Genomic DNA, 15,561 nt, shown 5'->3' on the forward strand with positions numbered 1-15,561 from the left:
GTCATCGTCCAGGACACCCTCACCGGCGAGATCCACGCCATGGCCAACGCCCCCTCGGGCCCCGGCGGCGGTCACGCCGTCCGCCGGGTTCACGAAGGGCCCCGACACTCCGGCCATCGGGTTCGCGAAGGGCCCCGGCACTGCGGCCGCGCCGGTGGGCGGCGCCCGTGAGCCCTCGGAGGCGGTGACACGGCTGACTCCGGTGGTGCCGGTCACCGGACGCTCGGAGCCGACCACGACGCTGTCGGAGGTGTTCGAGGAGGCCTTCCCGCTCACGCCGAAGGAGCCCGCCGCCGCGACGGCCCGGGTGCCCGTGCCCGTGCCCGTACCGGGCCCGCGCGGCGGGCGGCGGCGCGTCCTGCTCCTCGCCGGAGCGGGCGCGCTGGCGGTGGTGACGCTGGGCACGGTGGTCGCGCTGGCCCTGAGTTCGTCCGACGCGCCGTCACCGGCGAAGGAGGGGCCGGCGGTCTCCACGTCCCCGACGGCGCCTGCGGCGGTCGTGCCGGAGACGAGCGGAAACGATCCCGCGACGGCGCCGCCCGCCGAACCGGCCGCGCCGGCGGAGTCCACCGCGCCCGGGGAGAGCGTCGTACCCGGGGAGACGTTCGCGCCCGTCCCGGGCCGGACCCCGGTGCGCACCCCGTCCCAGCGGCCGTCCCCGACGCCGCCGAAGACCACGCCGCCGCCGTCGACCACCGCGCCCGCGCCGTCGCCCGAGCCGACGGCCACGGCCGAGTCGCCGACGGCGCCCGTCACGCCGACGGACACCGTCGCGCCGCCGACCGATCCCCTGCCGCCCGGCGCCGGCTGACCGCCGGCCGGGTGGCCGCCCGCCGGGTCCGGGACGCCCTCACGGACCCGGCGAGGCAGGTCAACGGGCCTAGAACAGGCGGAGCTTGTCGTCCTCGATGCCGCGCATGGCGTTGTAGTCCAGTACGACGCAGTCCATCCCGCGGTCCGTGGCCAGCACCTTGGCCTGCGGCTTGATCTCCTGCGCCGCGAAGACGCCCCGGACCGGGGCCAGGTGCGGGTCGCGGTTGAGCAGCTCCAGGTAGCGGGTCAGCTGCTCCACGCCGTCGATCTCGCCGCGCCGCTTGATCTCCACCGCCACCGTCGCCCCGGAGGAGTCCCGGCACAGGATGTCCACGGGGCCGATGGCCGTCATGTACTCGCGCCGGATCAGGGTGTAGCCCTCGCCCAGGGTTTCGATGCGGTCGGCGAGGAGTTCCTGGAGGTGGGCCTCGACGCCGTCCTTGATGAGCCCGGGGTCGATGCCGAGCTCGTGGGAGGAGTCGTGGAGGACTTCTTCCATCGTGATGATGAGCTTCTCACCCGCCTTGTTGACGACCGTCCACACGCCGGCTTCGTCGCCGGTCCCCTCTTTGAGGGTGCAGGGCGGCGACATCCAGTTGAGCGGTTTGTACGCCCGGTCGTCCGCGTGGATCGAGACACTGCCGTCGGCCTTCACGAGGATCAGACGGGGTGCCGAGGGCAGATGGGCGGTGAGCCGGCCCGCGTAGTCGACGGAGCAGCGGGCGATGACGAGACGCATGGTCGGCAACGCTACTCGACGGGAAGCCCTCCACGCGATTCGCCCCTGAAAGCCCCGTTCGCCGATGGCGCGTTGTATGCGCATTCTCCTGGTGCGGTATCCACGAGGCGCCTACCGTGGTGAGCGGGAGGTTGCGAAGCGTGCACGCTGCGTCGCGATCTCCTTCCCTGCCCGTAAGACTCCGGCAACCCAATCGGCCGGGGTCGCGAGAGGAGAACCCATGTCGCTCGACGTCTCACCGGCCCTACTCGAACAGGCCGAGCGAGGCGAGGTCGACGAAGCCGCCTTCGTCGACTGCGTCCGGACCTCCCTGCCCTACGCATGGGAGATGATCAGCTCGCTGGTGGCCCAGCTGAAGGTGGACGGCGGCCAGTTCGCCGACAACCAGACGCCGCCCCCCGACGAGCAGGCGCGCGGGCAGCTGCTGCGCGCCCTCGCGAGTGACGCGATACGCGGTGCCCTGCAGCGGCATTTCGGAGTGCGCCTGGCGTTCCAGAACTGTCACCGGGTAGCGGTCTTCCCGCTGGATTCCTCGGTGGACGACCGGCTGGCCAAGTTCACTTCGATCCGCGGTCAGCTGCTCAACCAGTCCCCGACCATGCGGGACTGCTAGCACCTGCCGGCGGGCACCCGCCGGCCGGTCTCAGCCGAGGCGGGGCAGGACTTCGGCGCCGAGGCGTCGTACGTTCTCCTCCGTCGCGGCGAGATCGCCGGAGCCCTCCGTCAGGAGGGCGAAGCGGGTGATGCCGGTCCGTTCCGAGGTGGCCGCGAGCCGGTCCGCCGCGAGGGCCGGGGTGCCCACCGGGTGCAGGTCGCAGAGCAGTTCCGTGTAGGCGCGCGGGTCCCGCATCGCGCGCGCGCGACCGTCCACCGTCACGTGTGCGTCCAGGCCCTGCCTGAACCAGCCGGGCATCGCCTTCAGCAGGGTCTCGCGGGCGTCCGCCGTGCGGTCCGCCAGCTGGCACACCCCCGCGGAGACGTGCCCCGCCCGGGCCACGTCCCGCGCCGAGTGACCCGCGGCCCGGGCCGTGCGCCGCCACAGCGCGACCATCGCCGCCTTGTCCTCGTCCCCGCAGTGCATGCCCAGCAGCATCGGCAGTCCCCGCTCCGCGGCCGACCGCACCGATGACGGCGAGGTGCACGCCACGATCACCTCCGGACCGGGCCCGTCCCCGTCCAGGGCCTCCGAGGGCCGCGGTACCACGGCCACCTCGCGGAAGTCGTACCGCTCGCCGGTGGCCCCCACCCGCGCCCGGGTCAGCCAGTTCCGCAGCAGGTCCAGGGCCTCCGGGAAGCCGTTCTCGTACGAGTCCAGGCCGCCCCCGAACACCTCCAGGTCGACCCACGGCCCGCCGCGCCCCACCCCGAGGGTGAACCGGCCGCCCGAGGTCAGGTGCAGCAGCGCCGTCTGCTCCCCGAGGGCCACCGGGTGCGCGCTCGGCAGCACGCTCACCGCCGTGCCCACGCGCAGCCGCCGGGTCCGGCCCAGCATCAGGGCCGCCAGGGTCACCGCCGAGGGGCAGACCCCGTACGGGACGAAGTGGTGCTCGGCGACCCAGACCGAGTCGAGCCCGGCCTCCTCGGCCACCTCCGCGGTGCGCACCGCCCGGTGCAGTGCCTCGCCCGCTCCCTGGCCCGGGAACTGGGCCGCCAGTACAAATGCTCCTACGCGCATCGCCTTTAGCCTCCTCGCGGCTGACGCGGCCTCCCCCAGGTGGACCGGTTCTTCCTATGGCAACAACGTCTGACACGTGCCAAAGGCACGGGCTGACAGGAAAGTTATTGGGATTGTCGGGCCAGTCGCCCGTGCGCGGCCCGCCTTCGGTAGACACCCTGCGGGTACCCGGGCCCGCGGCGCGTAGTCTGGGAGAAAGTCACTGCCGTCCGCCCTTCCGTGAGGTATACGTGTCACCGCGCCACAACCGCCCCAGGGGCGGCGAGACTCCGGACGAACGACCCAGCACCGGCCTCGACCGGTACGGCCTGGAGCGGACGGAGGAGTACCAGGGCGAGGAGTGGAAGATCCGCCACGTCGCCGGCGCGAGCGCGGCGGGCAAGCGCTACCGCTGCCCCGGCTGCGACCAGGAGATCCCCTCCGGAACCCCGCACCTGGTGGCCTGGCCCGAGTACGGCGGGGTGGACGACCGGCGGCACTGGCACAAGGCCTGTTGGAACGCGAAGGACCGCCGCACCTCGAAGGTGCAGCGGTCCCGCAACGCTCCCCGGCACTAGAGCCGGGCGGTAGAACCGGGCACGAGCCCCGGAAACGAGACCCCGGCACGAGCCCCGCAGGGGTCACACGTCCCGGCGGCCCACCGTCACGTACGAGGCGGTCACGGCGGCGCCGGTGACGACCAGGATGACCAGCATGTGGATGCCCGGCCCCGGCATGGCCAGGGAGACGTCGCTCTCCTGCATGCCGAACAGCGTCATCAGGGCCACCGGGGCGTTGTGTTCGAGGATCACCTGTCCGGTGGGCGCCGCCGCTTCCCAGATGTTGAGCATGGCGCCTATCACCGGCGGCAGCGTGACGAACCCCAGCATCACGGCGATGGCCCCGGCCGAGTGCCGGATCAGCGCGCCGACGGCGAGCGCGAGGACGCCGAGCAGGGTGACGTAGAGGCTGCCCAGCAGGGCGCCGGACCATTCGGTGGCGGGGTGGGCGCCGGCGGCGCTCCCGCCGTGCACGATCTGCCCGGCCAGCCCGACGACGAAGACGGCGGCGCTGACGACGGTGAAGGCGGCGGCGCTGAAGACGAGGTACTTCGCGGTGAGCACGCGGTGGCGCTCCGGGGCGGCGGTGAAGGTCGTGCGGACCAGGCCGGTGGCGTGCTCGGAGGTGATCGTCAGGGCGCCGAGCACCATGACCGCGATCTGCCCGACCAGCAGCCCGAAGAGCGCGGGCGTGGCGAAGGTGATCCCGGCGTAGTCCCGGTCGCTGCTCTGCGCGACGAAGAGCAGCCCGATGCCGACGACGACCACCACGAGGGAGCCCAGCGTCCACAGGGTGGAGCGGACGGAGACCAGCTTGGTCCACTCCGAGGCCAGGGCGTGCCCCAGGTGCGGCCGCGGGGTGGGCAGCGGGGAGCTGTAGCCCGCCGGCCGGACCGCGGTGCCCGTCGCGCCGCCGGGCGCGGGGCCGCCGGGCGCGTGGGCGCCGGGCGCGGGGCCGCTGGGCGTGGGGGCGGTCATCGGGATTCCTCGGGGTTGTTCTTCGCCGCCGCGGCGAGTTCGCCGGGGCTGCCGGGCATCAGGAAGGGCTGCCCGCCCGCCGCGGGCGGCGGGGGAGCGTAGAAGGCGGCGGCGGGGGCCCGCGGGGCCTCCTCCTCGTCCTCCCACGCCGGGACGCTCGGGGGCTCGGGCTCCCACAGCTCGGCGCGCGGGTCCTCGGTGGAGGCGTACTCGACGGAGGACTGGGTCAGCCGCATGTACGCCTCCTCCAGCGAGGCCCGGTGCGGCGACAGCTCCCACAGCCGTACGCCCGCCCCGTGCGCGAGGTCGGCGATGTGCGGCAGCTCCAGTCCGGTCACGCGGAGTGCTCCGTCGGGCTCCTTGAGCACCCGGGCGCCCGCCCCGGTGAGGGCGGCGGCCATCGTGTCCCGGCCATCCGGGTGGGTGTCGGCCGTGCGCACCCGAGCGAATCCGGCCGAGTTGTGGGTGATGAACTCCTGGGTGCCCATCTCGGCCAGCAGCCGGCCCCGGCCGATCACGATCAGGTGGTCGGCGGTGAGGGCCATCTCGCTCATCAGGTGCGAGGAGACGAAGACGGTGCGGCCCTCGGCGGCGAGCTGCCGCATCAGGTTGCGGACCCAGAGGATGCCCTCGGGGTCGAGGCCGTTGACCGGCTCGTCGAAGAGCAGCACCTGCGGGTCGCCGAGCAGGGCGGTGGCGATGCCGAGCCGCTGGCCCATGCCGAGCGAGAAGCCCTTCGTGCGCTGCCGGGCGGTGCCCTGGAGGCCGACCACGGCCAGGACCTCGTCCACCCGCTTCTCCGGGATGCCGGAGAGCTGGGCGACGGAGAGCAGGTGGGTGCGCGCCCGGCGGCCGCCGTGGACGGCCTTGGCATCGAGCAGCGCGCCGACGTGCCGCTGGGCGTTCGGCAGGTCCCGGAAGGGGCGGCCGTTGATCGTGACGTGACCGGACGTGGGCCGGTCCAGGCCGACGATCATGCGCATGGTGGTGGACTTGCCCGAGCCGTTGGGCCCGAGGAATCCGGTGACGTGACCCGGCTTGACCTGGAACGACAACTGGTCGACGGCGGTCTTCGCGCCGAAGCGCTTGGTGAGTCCGACTGCCTCGATCATCTTGCTGCCCCTTACCAGGCCGGGACGACGATCGCCCGCGTAAGGATTAAGAGGATAACGAGTCTCCGGTGGTTCCGTCCCGGGCATGATCCCTGAGCCGCCCCTGAGAGCGGCTCGGGGATCACCCGTAGTACGTCAGGAGGACCCGGTGCTCAGGCGTCCCTCTTCTTGAGGACGAGCAGGCCGCCGATCACGGCGGCGGCGACCCACAGCAGCATGATCCCGAGCCCGCCCCAGGGGCCGTACGGCGCCTCGGGGGTCCCGAACGCGTCGGGCACGACGAGCATGATCCTCGAACCCGCGTTGCTGGGCAGGTACTGCCCGACCGAACGGGTCGCCTCGAAGCCCGCGAGGAGGTTCGAGACGATCAGGAAGAACGGGATCAGCAGGCTGATCGAGGCGACGGAGCTGCGCAGCATGGTCGCCGCGCCCATGCAGAACAGGGCGATGAGCGCCATGTACACGCCCGCGCCCACCACGGCGCGCAGGACGTTCTCCCCGCCGATGCCGACGCCGGAGTCGCCCAGGAGGGCCTGGGTGAGGAAGAACGACGCGAAGCTCGTCAGCAGCCCGACGGCCAGGGCCAGGGCCGTCGCCACCGTCATCTTGCCGAGCAGGAAGTGCGTGCGGTGGGGCACCGCGGCCAGCGAGGTGCGGATCATGCCCGTGCTGTACTCGGTGCTGACGACCATCACACCGAAGACGATCATGGCCAGCTGTCCGAACTGCATCGAGCTGAAGCTCAGCGCGGTCGGATCGAAGGCCCCCTCCTGGCCCGCCGCGTCGAACGTGGCGGCGAACAGTGCGGCGAACCCGACGGTGATGAGGAAGACGAGCGCGAGCGTCCACGTCGTGGAGGCGACCGTGCGGATCTTGGTCCACTCGGAGGTGAGGACGGGGGTGAAGGCCATGATCACTCACCACCCTTGCGCTTCGCCTCGAAGCCGGCGCCCCAGGCGGGGACGTCGGCGGGCCGGGCCGGGTTGTCGGCGGAGCCGACCGCCCCCGGGGCGCCCGGGGCGTGGGCGTGGTACTCGACGGAGTCCGCCGTCATGCGCATGAACGCTTCCTCCAGTGAGGCCCGTTGCGGGCTGAGTTCGTGCAGCACGATCTGGTGCTGGGCGGCCAGCTCGCCGAGCCGCTCCGACTCCACGCCGTCGATCTCCAGCACGCCGGTCGCCGGCACGCTGACGGCGCTGATGCCGGCCTCGTGCAGGACGTCCTTGAGCCGTTCCTGCTGCGGCGAGCGCAGCCGGACGTAACTGCGCGAGTTCTGCTGGATGAAATCGGCCATCGACAGGTCCGCCAGCAGCCTGCCTTGTCCGATGACCACCAAATGCTGCGCGGTCAGCGCCATTTCGCTCATCAGGTGAGAGGAGACGAAGATCGTCCTCCCCTCGGCGGCCAGCCCCTTCATCAGATTGCGGATCCAGAGAATTCCCTCGGGGTCCAGACCATTGACGGGTTCGTCGAACATCAGGATCTCCGGATCACCGAGCAGCGCGGAGGCGATTCCCAGCCGCTGCCCCATCCCCAGCGAAAATCCTTTCGACTTCTTCTTGGCCACGGCCGTCAGCCCGACCAGGTCCAGGACCTCCGCGACCCGCCGCTCCGGGATCCGGTTCGACTGGGCCAGGCACAGGAGGTTGTTGTACGCGGAGCGGCCGCCGTGCATGGACTTGGCGTCCAGCAGCGCCCCGATGTACTTCAGCGGTTCCGGCAGTTCCCGGTAGTGCTTCCCGTCGATCCGGACCGTTCCACTGGTCGGGTTGTCGAGGTCGAGCATCATGCGCATGGTCGTGGACTTCCCCGCCCCGTTGGGGCCGAGGAAGCCGGTCACCACCCCCGGTCTGACCTGGAAGCTGAGGTGGTCCACGGCGGTTTTCGCGCCGAATCGTTTCGTAAGGCCCTCAAGCTCGATCATGCGGCCACGCTAGAACGCCGGAGGGCCGTACGCCACCTCGAACAGGGGACGTACGGCCCTCGGGCATCACAATGACGCATCGTGCGCGCCATCCGCGCGTGAACAGCGTCCTGCTAGCGGGACTGCTGCGCCGGAACCCCGCGCGAGACCGGCTCGTCGTCGACGATCGGGGTGGCCGCCGCGACGGCCGCACCGGTCAGCGTCGCCAGCATCTCGCGGACGTTGGTCAGCTGCGCGTTGATCGAGTCGCGGCGGTTGGTGAGCGCCGCCAGCTCGCGCTCGGACTCGCTGCGGATGCGGTCGGCCTTGGCGTTGGCGTCGGCGACGATGTCCTCGGCCTGGCGCTGCGCGGTCTCCACGGTCTGGCGGGCGCGGCGCTCGGCGTCCGTACGGAGCTTCTCGGCCTCCAGGCGCAGCTGCTCCGCGCGGTGCTCGATCTCCGCGAGGCGCTTCTCGGCCTTGGCCTGACGGCCGGCCAGGTCGCGCTCCGACTGCTCGCGGCGCTTGGCCAGGTTGGTCTCGAAGTCCGCTGCGGCCTGGGCGGCCTTGGCGCGGGTCTCCTCGAAGAGGGCGTCGGCCTCCTCGCGCTTGGAAGCCGCGTCCTTCTGAGCCTCGGTGCGCAGGGCGGAGGCGTCGCCCTTCGCCTTCTCGACGATCCGGACACCCTCGTCCTCGGCCGTCGACTTCCGGTCGGCGGCGAACGACTCGGCGTCGTTGCGCACCTGCTGGGCGGCCGACTCGGCCAGCTCGCGGTGCTGCTCGGCCGCGCGACGGGCCTCCTCGCGCAGGTCCTTCGCCTCCTCCTCGGCCAGCCGCAGGATCTTCTCGACCCGGGCGCCGAGGCCGGCGTACGACGGCTCGGCGTCGTTCACCTGGGCCTGGGCGTTCTGCGTCTCGAGGTGTAGTTCCTCGATCCGCTTTTCCAGAGAGTTGATACGTCCAAGGGCGCTGTCGCGGTCGGAGACCAGCTTGGTAATGCGGTCGTCCACCTGACCGCGGTCGTAACCACGCCGCACGAGCTCGAAGCCGAAGGGGGAGGAAGTGTCGCTCATGGGGTTCCTGTCGAATGAGACCGATGAGGTGCTACGTGAGGTGTTAAGGGGAATCCTAGGCGCCCGGACGGCGTGTCATCGAGTCAATCCGCGTTTGATCCGGACAATGACACCCCTTTTGAGTGGCAAGGCGACAGAATGCTTGTCACTCGTTCGCCTGAACCTCCATCAGGAGCACACATCACAGCGCCTTGGCTAGCCCTCTGACGTCTTGCCACCCGAACGAGTCGACCCCGCTGCCGCTCCGGCCTTCACGCCCCCCGTGCCCTGGCCGCCGATCGCGGGTTTCCCGCCGCCCGAAGGCGCCTCGAATGATTCCAACGCCTCAAGAACGTCCTGGACACGGGAGATCTCCGCCTGAATGTCCTCGCGCCGGCGCACCAGGACCTCCAGCTCGCGGCGGCCCTCGTCGACGAGCCGTTCGGCCTCCGCCTTCGCCTGCGTCAGCGTCTTGTCGGCCTCGCGGGACACCTCGGCCTTCTTCTGCTCGGCCTCCTTCAGGAGCGCCTCGGCCTTGCGCACCGCGGCGATGCGGACCTTGCTCGCCTCGCTGCTCGCGTCCGACACCAGCTCCTTGGCCTTCGCCTCGGCCTCGACGCTCTGCTCGGTCGCCGCCCGCACCAGCTTGTCCACGCGCTCGCCGGCCGACTTCATCTGCTCGGCCGACTCCCTGCGGGCCCGCTCGTGCAGTTCCTCGACCTCCGCCTCGACCCGGCCGCGCAGCTCCTCCGCCCGCTCCCTTATGGCCGACGCGTCCGTACGAGCCCCGACCAGCAGTTCGTCCGCGTCCGTACGGGCCTTCTCCACCAGGGAGTTGCCCTCGACGGTCGACTCCGAGGTGATGCGCGCGGCCTCCTTGCGAGCCGCGTCGACCATCGCGTCGGCCTGCTCCTCGGCCGCCGTGGTGGCGGCGAGGGCCTGCTTCCGGGCGTCGACGGTGACCTTCTCGGCCTCCGCCAGAGCCTCGGTGACGAGCCGGTCGACCTGCTCCGCGGCCTCGCTGCGGCGCTTGTTGGCCTCCTCGCGGGCTTCGTCCAGGACGCGCTCGGACTCCGTACGGGCCTCCGAGCGGATGCGCTCGGCCTCGTTCGCCGCCTCCGCCTTGACCCGCTCGGCCTCCGAGCGGGTACGCGTCGCGTGCTCCTGCGCCGACGACAGCGCCTCCGCCGCCTCCGCGCGCAGCCGCCCGGCCTCGTTCGCGGCCTCGCCGACCGTGCGCTCGTTGTCCTTGCGGGTCCGCTCGGTGAGCTTCGAAGCCTCCGCCGTGGCCTGGGCGACGAGCCGGTCCGCCTGCTCGGCGGCCTCGCCGCGCAGCCGGTTCGCCTCGGCGCGCGCCTCGTCCCGGGTCTGCTCGGACTCCCGCTCCGCGCTCGCCAGGGTCTCGTTCGCCGCGACCGTGACGCGGTCCGCCTCCGCGGTGGCCTCGCCGATGATCCGGCCGCCCTCCGCCCGGGCGTCGTCCAGGGTCCGGGCCGCGTCGGCCCGCAGCCGCTCGGCCTCGGCCGCGGCCTCGCCGACGGTGAGTTCGTTGGCCGCGCGGGTCTCCTCGACGAGCCGGTCGCCCTCGGCACGGGACTCCACCAGGATCCGCGTCGCGTCGCGCTCGGCGCCGGCCAGGGTCTCGGTGGCCTGCGCCGTGAGCTTCTGCGACTGCGTCGACGCCTCGCCGATGAGCCGGTCGGCCTGCTCGGCGGCCTCGCCGCGCAACCGGTTCGCCTCGGCGCGGGCCTCGTCCACGGTCGTGGCGGCCTCGGTGCGCAGCGCCTCCGCCGCCGCCGCGGCCTCGACGGTGATCCGCTCGGCCTCCGCGGTCGCCTCGCCGACCGTGACGGCGTTCGCCGCGCGGGTCTCCTCGGTGACCAGCGCCGCCGCGGCCGCCGCCTCGGCGGTGATCAGGGCGCCCTCGGCACGCGAGGTCTCCAGGGCCTCCGCCGCCTCGCCGCGGATCCGGTTGGCGTCGTCGCGGGCGTCCGCCCGGGTCCGGGCCGCGTCCCGCTCGGAGGCCGCCAGGGCGTCCGTGGCCTCCGTACGCACCCGCTGCGCGTACTCGGCGGTGTCCGTGCGCAGCTGCTCGGCCTCGGCGATCGCGTCGCCGACCGTGCGCTCCGCCAGGGCCTTCGCCGCGTCCGTCTCGGCCCGCGCCTCGGTGCGGATGCGCAGGGCGTCCCCCGTGGCCCGCTCGCGCTCCTCGTGGGCGTCGGCGCGGACGCGCGACGCCTCCTCCTCGGCCTCGGTCCTCGTCCGCTGCGCCGCGTGCTCGGCGGCGCTGCGCAGTCCGGCGACCTCCTCCTCGGCCTGCTCGTGCAGCCCGGCCACGGCATCCCGTACCTGCTGCGCGGTGGCCTCCGCCGCCGCCACGACCTCCGACGCGCGCCGCTCCGCCTCCTCGGTCAGCCAGACCGCCTCGGCCTGCGCCTCCTCGGAGCGCTTGCGGGCCTGCGCCAGCAGCTCTTCGCTCTCCTCGCGGGCCTGGGCCCGCTCGCTCTCCGCGTCGGTCCGCGCCGACGCGAGCGTCTCCTCGGACTCCCGGCGGCGCCGGGCCGCCTCCTCCTGCGCGGCGGCCAGCGCCTCGGCGCCCTCCGCGGCGACCCGCTCGGCCGCTGCCTTCGCCTCCGCGCGCAGCCGGTCCGCGGTCTCCTGCGCCTCGGAGCGCACGCGCTCCGCCTCGGTCTCGGCCTCCGCGCGCAGCCGTACGGCGATCTGCTCGGCTTCCGCGCGCACCCGCCCGGCGTCGTCCGCCGCGTCGCCGCGCAGCTGGTCGGCCTCGGCTTCGGCCTGCGTCTGAAGGGTACGGACGCGCTCCGCCGACTCGGCGCGCAGCCGGTCGGCCTCCTCGGTGGTCTCGCGGCGGATGCCCTCCGCCGCCGTGCGGGCGTCGCGGAGCGTCTGCTCGGCCGTGGTCAGCCGGCCCTCGGCGTCCGTGTGCAGCCGTACGAGCTCCTCGTCGGCCTCCGCCCGCTTCGCGGCGAGCGCCTGCTCGGTCTCCTCGCGCCGCGCCCGGGCCGCGGCGTCCGCCTCGGCGCGGACGGCCTCCGCCTGCTCCTCGGCCTGCGCGCGCAGCCGCTCGGCCTCGGCGCGGGTCCGCTCCAGGGTCTCCTCGGCCTGCTTGCGCAGGGTGGTGGCCCGCTCCACGGCCTCGCCGCGGACCCGCTCGCTCTCGGCGGTGGCGCTGCCGCGCACCTCGTCCGCGTCGGCGCGGGACTTGCCGAGCAGCTCCTCGGCGGTCCGGGCCGCCTCCTCGATCTGCTGCACGGCCTCGCGGCGGGCCTCGCCGCGGATCCGCTCGCCCTCGGCGACGGCCTCGGCGCGCAGCTGCTCCGCCTCGCCGCGCAGCCGCCGGGCCTCCTCCTGGAGCTCGACGGTACGGGCCCGGTACTCCTCGGTGTCGTCCTTCGCGGCGCCCTTGAGCTCGTCCGCCGTGGTCGCCGCCTGGAGGCGCAGCCGGTCGGCCTCCGACTCGGCCTCGCGGCGGATCCGCTCGGCCTCCTCGGACGCGGCCCGCGTGGTGGCGCGGGCGTCTTGCGACGCCTTGTTCAGTACGTCCTCGGCGGTCCGCGCGGCCTTCGCCAGCTGCGCCGCCGTGTCCTCGGCGGCGGCCGTACGGGCCTGCTCGCCGGCCTCGGAGCGCAGCCGCTCGGCCTCGGCGCGGGCGTCGGCGAGCGCCTGCTCGGCCTCCGCCTTCAGGACCTCGGACTCCTTGGTGGCCTCGCCGACGAGACGGGCGACCTGCTCCTTGGCGGTGCGGGTGCGCTGCTCGTTGACCGACTCCGCCGACGCGAGCTGGCGGGCCGCGCTCTCCTTGGCCTCGGCGAGGACCTTCTCGGCTTCGGCGCGGGCCCCGCGCAGCGCGCTGTCGGCCTCCTGCACGCGGGACTCGGCCACCCGGCCGAGGTCCATGGTCTGCTGCCGGGTCTGCTCGGCCTCGGCGGACGTGGTGGAGCGCAGCCGCTCGGCGTGCTCGGTGGCCTCCTGGGCCTGCGCGGACGCGGCGCCGAGCAGCCGCTCGGCCTCCTTGCGGGCGCGCAGCAGCGTGGCCTCGGTCTCGGCGCGGCCGGCCTCGGACGCCTCCGCGAGCCGCCGGCGGGTCTCCTCGGCGATGCGCGCCGCTTCGGCGCGGGCCGCGTTCAGGGACTGCTCGGCCTCGGCGCGGGACTCCTCCATGAGGCGGCGGGCCTGGGACTCCGTACGGGCGCGCAGCTGCTCGGCCCAGGCCACGTTCTCGTTGACGTGGGCCTCGACGGTCTGGCGGCGCTCGCCCAGCTCCTGGTCCAGGCGCTGGCGGCGGTTGACGGCCTCGGCGTGCAGTTCGGCCTGCAGGCGCGCCTGGTGCTCGGCGTGCTCCTGGAGGATGCGCTGGGTCTGGGCCCGGGCGTCACGCAGCTCGCGCTCGGCGTCGGAGCGCATCTGGTCGGCCTGGATCTGGGCATTGCGGAGCAGCTGCTCCGCCTGGTAGCCCATGTCCGCGCCGTCGTAGGCGGGGCGGGACGCCAGAGAGCGGCGTACCTCGTGGAGCTTGGCGCGCAGCACCTCGACCTGGTATCCCAGGTCCTCGGCGTGCTGGACGGCCTTCCCGCGTTCCTTCTTCAGCCGCTCCATCTCGGCTTCGAAGAGCGAGAGATGGTCGGCCTCCGCCTGATGGCTCTCCTGGCTTTCGTAGCCCCGCACAGCGCGGTCCCATCCGTCCCCTGGTCGCAAGCTCACTCCCAAATGAGCATCGTCCGCCCGCTGAACGACGCCCCCGGGGAATGGTGTCAGATACCGGGGCAGGGGTCACAGGCCCCGACCCCGTCTCCGCACCGAAACCCCGGCCGAGCCATGGCCACTGTACCGGCCGGGGAATCGGGACATCAGTGCTCAGGGTGGGAGGTGACGAGTTCGGTGAGTACGCCGCCGCAGTCCTTGGGGTGCAGGAAGGTGATCTGGGAGCCCATCGACCCCGTCCGGGGCTGGTCGTAGAGCACGCGGACGCCCTTTCCGCGGATGGCCTCCGAGTCGCCGAGGACGTCCTCGGTGCCGAAGGCGATGTGGTGGACGCCCTCGCCGTTCTTGGCCAGCCACTTGGCGACCGTGGAGTCCTCGCGGGTGGGCTCCAGGAGCTGGAGGTACGAGGCGCCGCCGTCGGACGTCCCGTTGATCTTGAGCATGGCCTCGCGCACGCCCTGTTCTTCGTTGATCTCGGTGTGGAACACCTCGAATCCGTACGTGGCACGGTAGAACTCGACGGTCTTGTCGAGGTCGAAGCAGGCGATCCCGATGTGGTCGATCCTTGTCAGCATGAGACCAGTGCACCGCCCCGGGGGGTGGTCACGCAACGTGCCAGCGATCACACCGACAGCCCGGTGACGGCGCCGGTACCGCTCAGTACATTCAGGTAAACCCTCGTTCACTCCTCATCCTCAAGGGGCTGTGCCTCATGTCCGGATCGAACAACACCACCTCAGTGATCGTCGCCGGGGCCCGCACGCCCATGGGCCGGCTGCTCGGATCGCTGAAGTCCTTCTCGGGCGCCGACCTCGGCGGCTTCGCCATCAAGTCCGCGCTGGAACGGGCCGGGATCTCCGGCGACCAGGTGCAGTACGTGATCATGGGCCAGGTGCTCCAGGCCGGCGCGGGCCAGATCCCCGCCCGCCAGGCCGCCGTCAAGGCCGGCATCCCCATGAACGTGCCCGCGCTCACCATCAACAAGGTGTGCCTCTCGGGCCTGGACGCCATCGCGCTGGCGGACCAGCTCATCCGCGCCGGGGAGTTCGACATCGTCGTCGCGGGCGGCCAGGAGTCCATGACCAACGCCCCGCACCTGCTGCCCAAGTCCCGCGAGGGCTACAAGTACGGCGCCATCGAGATGCTCGACGCGATGGCCCACGACGGCCTCACCGACGCCTTCGAGAACATCGCGATGGGCGAGTCCACGGAGAAGCACAACACCCGCCTCGGCATCGAGCGGGCCCCGCAGGACGCGTTCGCGGCCACCTCCCACCAGCGGGCCGCCGCGGCGCAGAAGAACGGCGTCTTCGAGGCCGAGATCGCCCCGGTGGAGATCCCGCAGCGCAAGGGCGACCCGGTGGTCTTCTCGCAGGACGAGGGCATCCGCCCGGAGACCACGGCGGAGTCCCTCGGGAAGCTGCGTCCGGCCTTCGCGAAGGACGGCACCATCACCGCCGGCACGTCCTCGCAGATCAGCGACGGCGCGGCCGCCGTGGTCGTGATGAGCAAGGCCAAGGCCGAGGAACTGGGCCTGGAGTGGCTCGCCGAGATCGGCGCCCACGGCAACGTGGCCGGTCCCGACAACTCCCTGCAGTCGCAGCCGTCCAACGCGATCCGGCACGCGCTGGGCAAGGAGGGCCTGGACGTCTCCGACCTGGACCTCATCGAGATCAACGAGGCTTTCGCCGCGGTCGCCGTGCAGTCGATGAAGGACCTCGGCGTGACCCCGGAAAAGGTGAACGTGAACGGCGGCGCCATCGCGCTCGGCCACCCGATCGGCATGTCCGGCGCCCGCGTGGTGCTGCACCTGGCGCTGGAGCTGAAGCGCCGCGGCGGCGGGGTCGGCGCGGCCGCGCTGTGCGGCGGCGGCGGGCAGGGCGACGCGCTGATCGTGCGCGTTCCCCGGTAGGAGCGGCGCGGGGGGGGGGGGGGGGGCGCCCCCCCCCCCCCCCCCCCCCCCCGGGGGGCCCCCCCCCCCCCCCCCCCCACCACACCCCCCCCCCGCCCCCCCCCCGCCCCCCCCGC

12 protein-coding genes and 1 pseudogene are annotated in these 15,561 nt (G+C 73.0%); 3 read left to right on the forward strand and 10 right to left on the reverse strand.

The window, feature by feature from the left end:
• Both ABT106_RS26160 and nucS read right to left on the reverse strand, forming a co-directional pair.
• A pseudogene (locus ABT106_RS26160) lies at positions 1-756 on the reverse strand (hypothetical protein); the annotation flags it as partial.
• A gap of 124 nt (positions 757-880) precedes the next feature.
• Positions 881-1,552, reverse strand: a complete 672-nt coding sequence (nucS, locus tag ABT106_RS26165; RefSeq protein WP_031150502.1) for an endonuclease NucS — start codon at positions 1,550-1,552, stop codon at positions 881-883.
• A gap of 220 nt (positions 1,553-1,772) precedes the next feature.
• Between nucS and ABT106_RS26170 the strand changes: the two genes are divergently transcribed.
• Positions 1,773-2,165, forward strand: a complete 393-nt coding sequence (locus tag ABT106_RS26170; RefSeq protein ID WP_351281872.1) for an SCO5389 family protein — start codon at positions 1,773-1,775, stop codon at positions 2,163-2,165.
• A gap of 30 nt (positions 2,166-2,195) precedes the next feature.
• Here ABT106_RS26170 and ABT106_RS26175 read toward each other — a convergent pair whose 3' ends face one another.
• Positions 2,196-3,227 carry an LLM class flavin-dependent oxidoreductase gene (locus ABT106_RS26175; protein ID WP_351281875.1) on the reverse strand — a complete coding sequence of 344 codons (1,032 nt, stop codon included), beginning with the start codon at positions 3,225-3,227 and terminating at the stop codon, positions 2,196-2,198.
• 230 nt (positions 3,228-3,457) lie between these two features.
• Here ABT106_RS26175 and ABT106_RS26180 point away from each other — a divergent pair, with 230 nt between their 5' ends.
• Positions 3,458-3,784, forward strand: a complete 327-nt coding sequence (locus ABT106_RS26180; RefSeq protein WP_267717805.1) for an Rv1322 family protein — start codon at positions 3,458-3,460, stop codon at positions 3,782-3,784.
• Positions 3,785-3,847: 63 nt separating this feature from the next.
• Here the strand turns inward: ABT106_RS26180 and ABT106_RS26185 are convergent, their stop codons facing one another.
• The 7 genes from ABT106_RS26185 to mce form a co-directional block, all read right to left on the reverse strand.
• On the reverse strand, positions 3,848-4,744 hold the full coding sequence (locus ABT106_RS26185) for an ABC transporter permease (protein WP_351281877.1): 897 nt from the start codon (positions 4,742-4,744) through the stop codon (positions 3,848-3,850).
• Positions 4,741-5,856, reverse strand: coding sequence for an ABC transporter ATP-binding protein (locus ABT106_RS26190; protein WP_351281880.1), 1,116 nt, complete (start codon positions 5,854-5,856; stop codon positions 4,741-4,743). The genes ABT106_RS26185 and ABT106_RS26190 overlap by 4 nt, the downstream gene beginning before the upstream one ends.
• A 152-nt stretch (positions 5,857-6,008) precedes the next feature.
• The gene (locus ABT106_RS26195) at positions 6,009-6,767 is read right to left on the reverse strand and encodes an ABC transporter permease (RefSeq protein WP_351281883.1); all 759 of its coding nucleotides are present in this window, start codon (positions 6,765-6,767) and stop codon (positions 6,009-6,011) included.
• 2 nt (positions 6,768-6,769) lie between these two features.
• Positions 6,770-7,780 (reverse strand): ABC transporter ATP-binding protein, encoded by a 1,011-nt coding sequence (locus ABT106_RS26200; RefSeq protein ID WP_351281885.1) that lies wholly within the window; start codon positions 7,778-7,780, stop codon positions 6,770-6,772.
• 113 nt (positions 7,781-7,893) lie between these two features.
• The gene (locus ABT106_RS26205; protein ID WP_267838814.1) at positions 7,894-8,832 is read right to left on the reverse strand and encodes a coiled-coil domain-containing protein; all 939 of its coding nucleotides are present in this window, start codon (positions 8,830-8,832) and stop codon (positions 7,894-7,896) included.
• Between the two features lie 195 nt (positions 8,833-9,027).
• The gene (scy, locus tag ABT106_RS26210) at positions 9,028-13,497 is read right to left on the reverse strand and encodes a polarized growth protein Scy (protein WP_351281888.1); all 4,470 of its coding nucleotides are present in this window, start codon (positions 13,495-13,497) and stop codon (positions 9,028-9,030) included.
• A 182-nt stretch (positions 13,498-13,679) separates the two neighbouring features.
• Positions 13,680-14,108 carry a methylmalonyl-CoA epimerase gene (gene mce / locus ABT106_RS26215; protein WP_267717796.1) on the reverse strand — a complete coding sequence of 143 codons (429 nt, stop codon included), beginning with the start codon at positions 14,106-14,108 and terminating at the stop codon, positions 13,680-13,682.
• Between the two features lie 137 nt (positions 14,109-14,245).
• On the opposite strand from mce, the gene ABT106_RS26220 reads away from it, so the two are divergent.
• Positions 14,246-15,445, forward strand: coding sequence for an acetyl-CoA C-acetyltransferase (locus ABT106_RS26220; RefSeq protein WP_351281891.1), 1,200 nt, complete (start codon positions 14,246-14,248; stop codon positions 15,443-15,445).
• Positions 15,446-15,561: the final 116 nt, after the last annotated feature.

The organism is Streptomyces sp. NPDC002044 (assembly GCF_040296725.1).
Classification (GTDB): Bacteria; Actinomycetota; Actinomycetes; order Streptomycetales; family Streptomycetaceae; genus Streptomyces; species Streptomyces antarcticus.

Coding starts and splice junctions, on each gene's coding strand:
- mce (WP_267717796.1), bottom strand. CDS start 14,108: ATGCTGACAAGGATCGACCACATCGGGATCGCCTGCTTCGACCTCGAC.
- ABT106_RS26175 (WP_351281875.1), bottom strand. CDS start 3,227: ATGCGCGTAGGAGCATTTGTACTGGCGGCCCAGTTCCCGGGCCAGGGA.
- nucS (WP_031150502.1), bottom strand. CDS start 1,552: ATGCGTCTCGTCATCGCCCGCTGCTCCGTCGACTACGCGGGCCGGCTC.
- ABT106_RS26205 (WP_267838814.1), bottom strand. CDS start 8,832: ATGAGCGACACTTCCTCCCCCTTCGGCTTCGAGCTCGTGCGGCGTGGT.
- ABT106_RS26190 (WP_351281880.1), bottom strand. CDS start 5,856: ATGATCGAGGCAGTCGGACTCACCAAGCGCTTCGGCGCGAAGACCGCC.
- ABT106_RS26220 (WP_351281891.1), top strand. CDS start 14,246: ATGTCCGGATCGAACAACACCACCTCAGTGATCGTCGCCGGGGCCCGC.
- ABT106_RS26195 (WP_351281883.1), bottom strand. CDS start 6,767: ATGGCCTTCACCCCCGTCCTCACCTCCGAGTGGACCAAGATCCGCACG.
- ABT106_RS26170 (WP_351281872.1), top strand. CDS start 1,773: ATGTCGCTCGACGTCTCACCGGCCCTACTCGAACAGGCCGAGCGAGGC.
- ABT106_RS26185 (WP_351281877.1), bottom strand. CDS start 4,744: ATGACCGCCCCCACGCCCAGCGGCCCCGCGCCCGGCGCCCACGCGCCC.
- ABT106_RS26200 (WP_351281885.1), bottom strand. CDS start 7,780: ATGATCGAGCTTGAGGGCCTTACGAAACGATTCGGCGCGAAAACCGCC.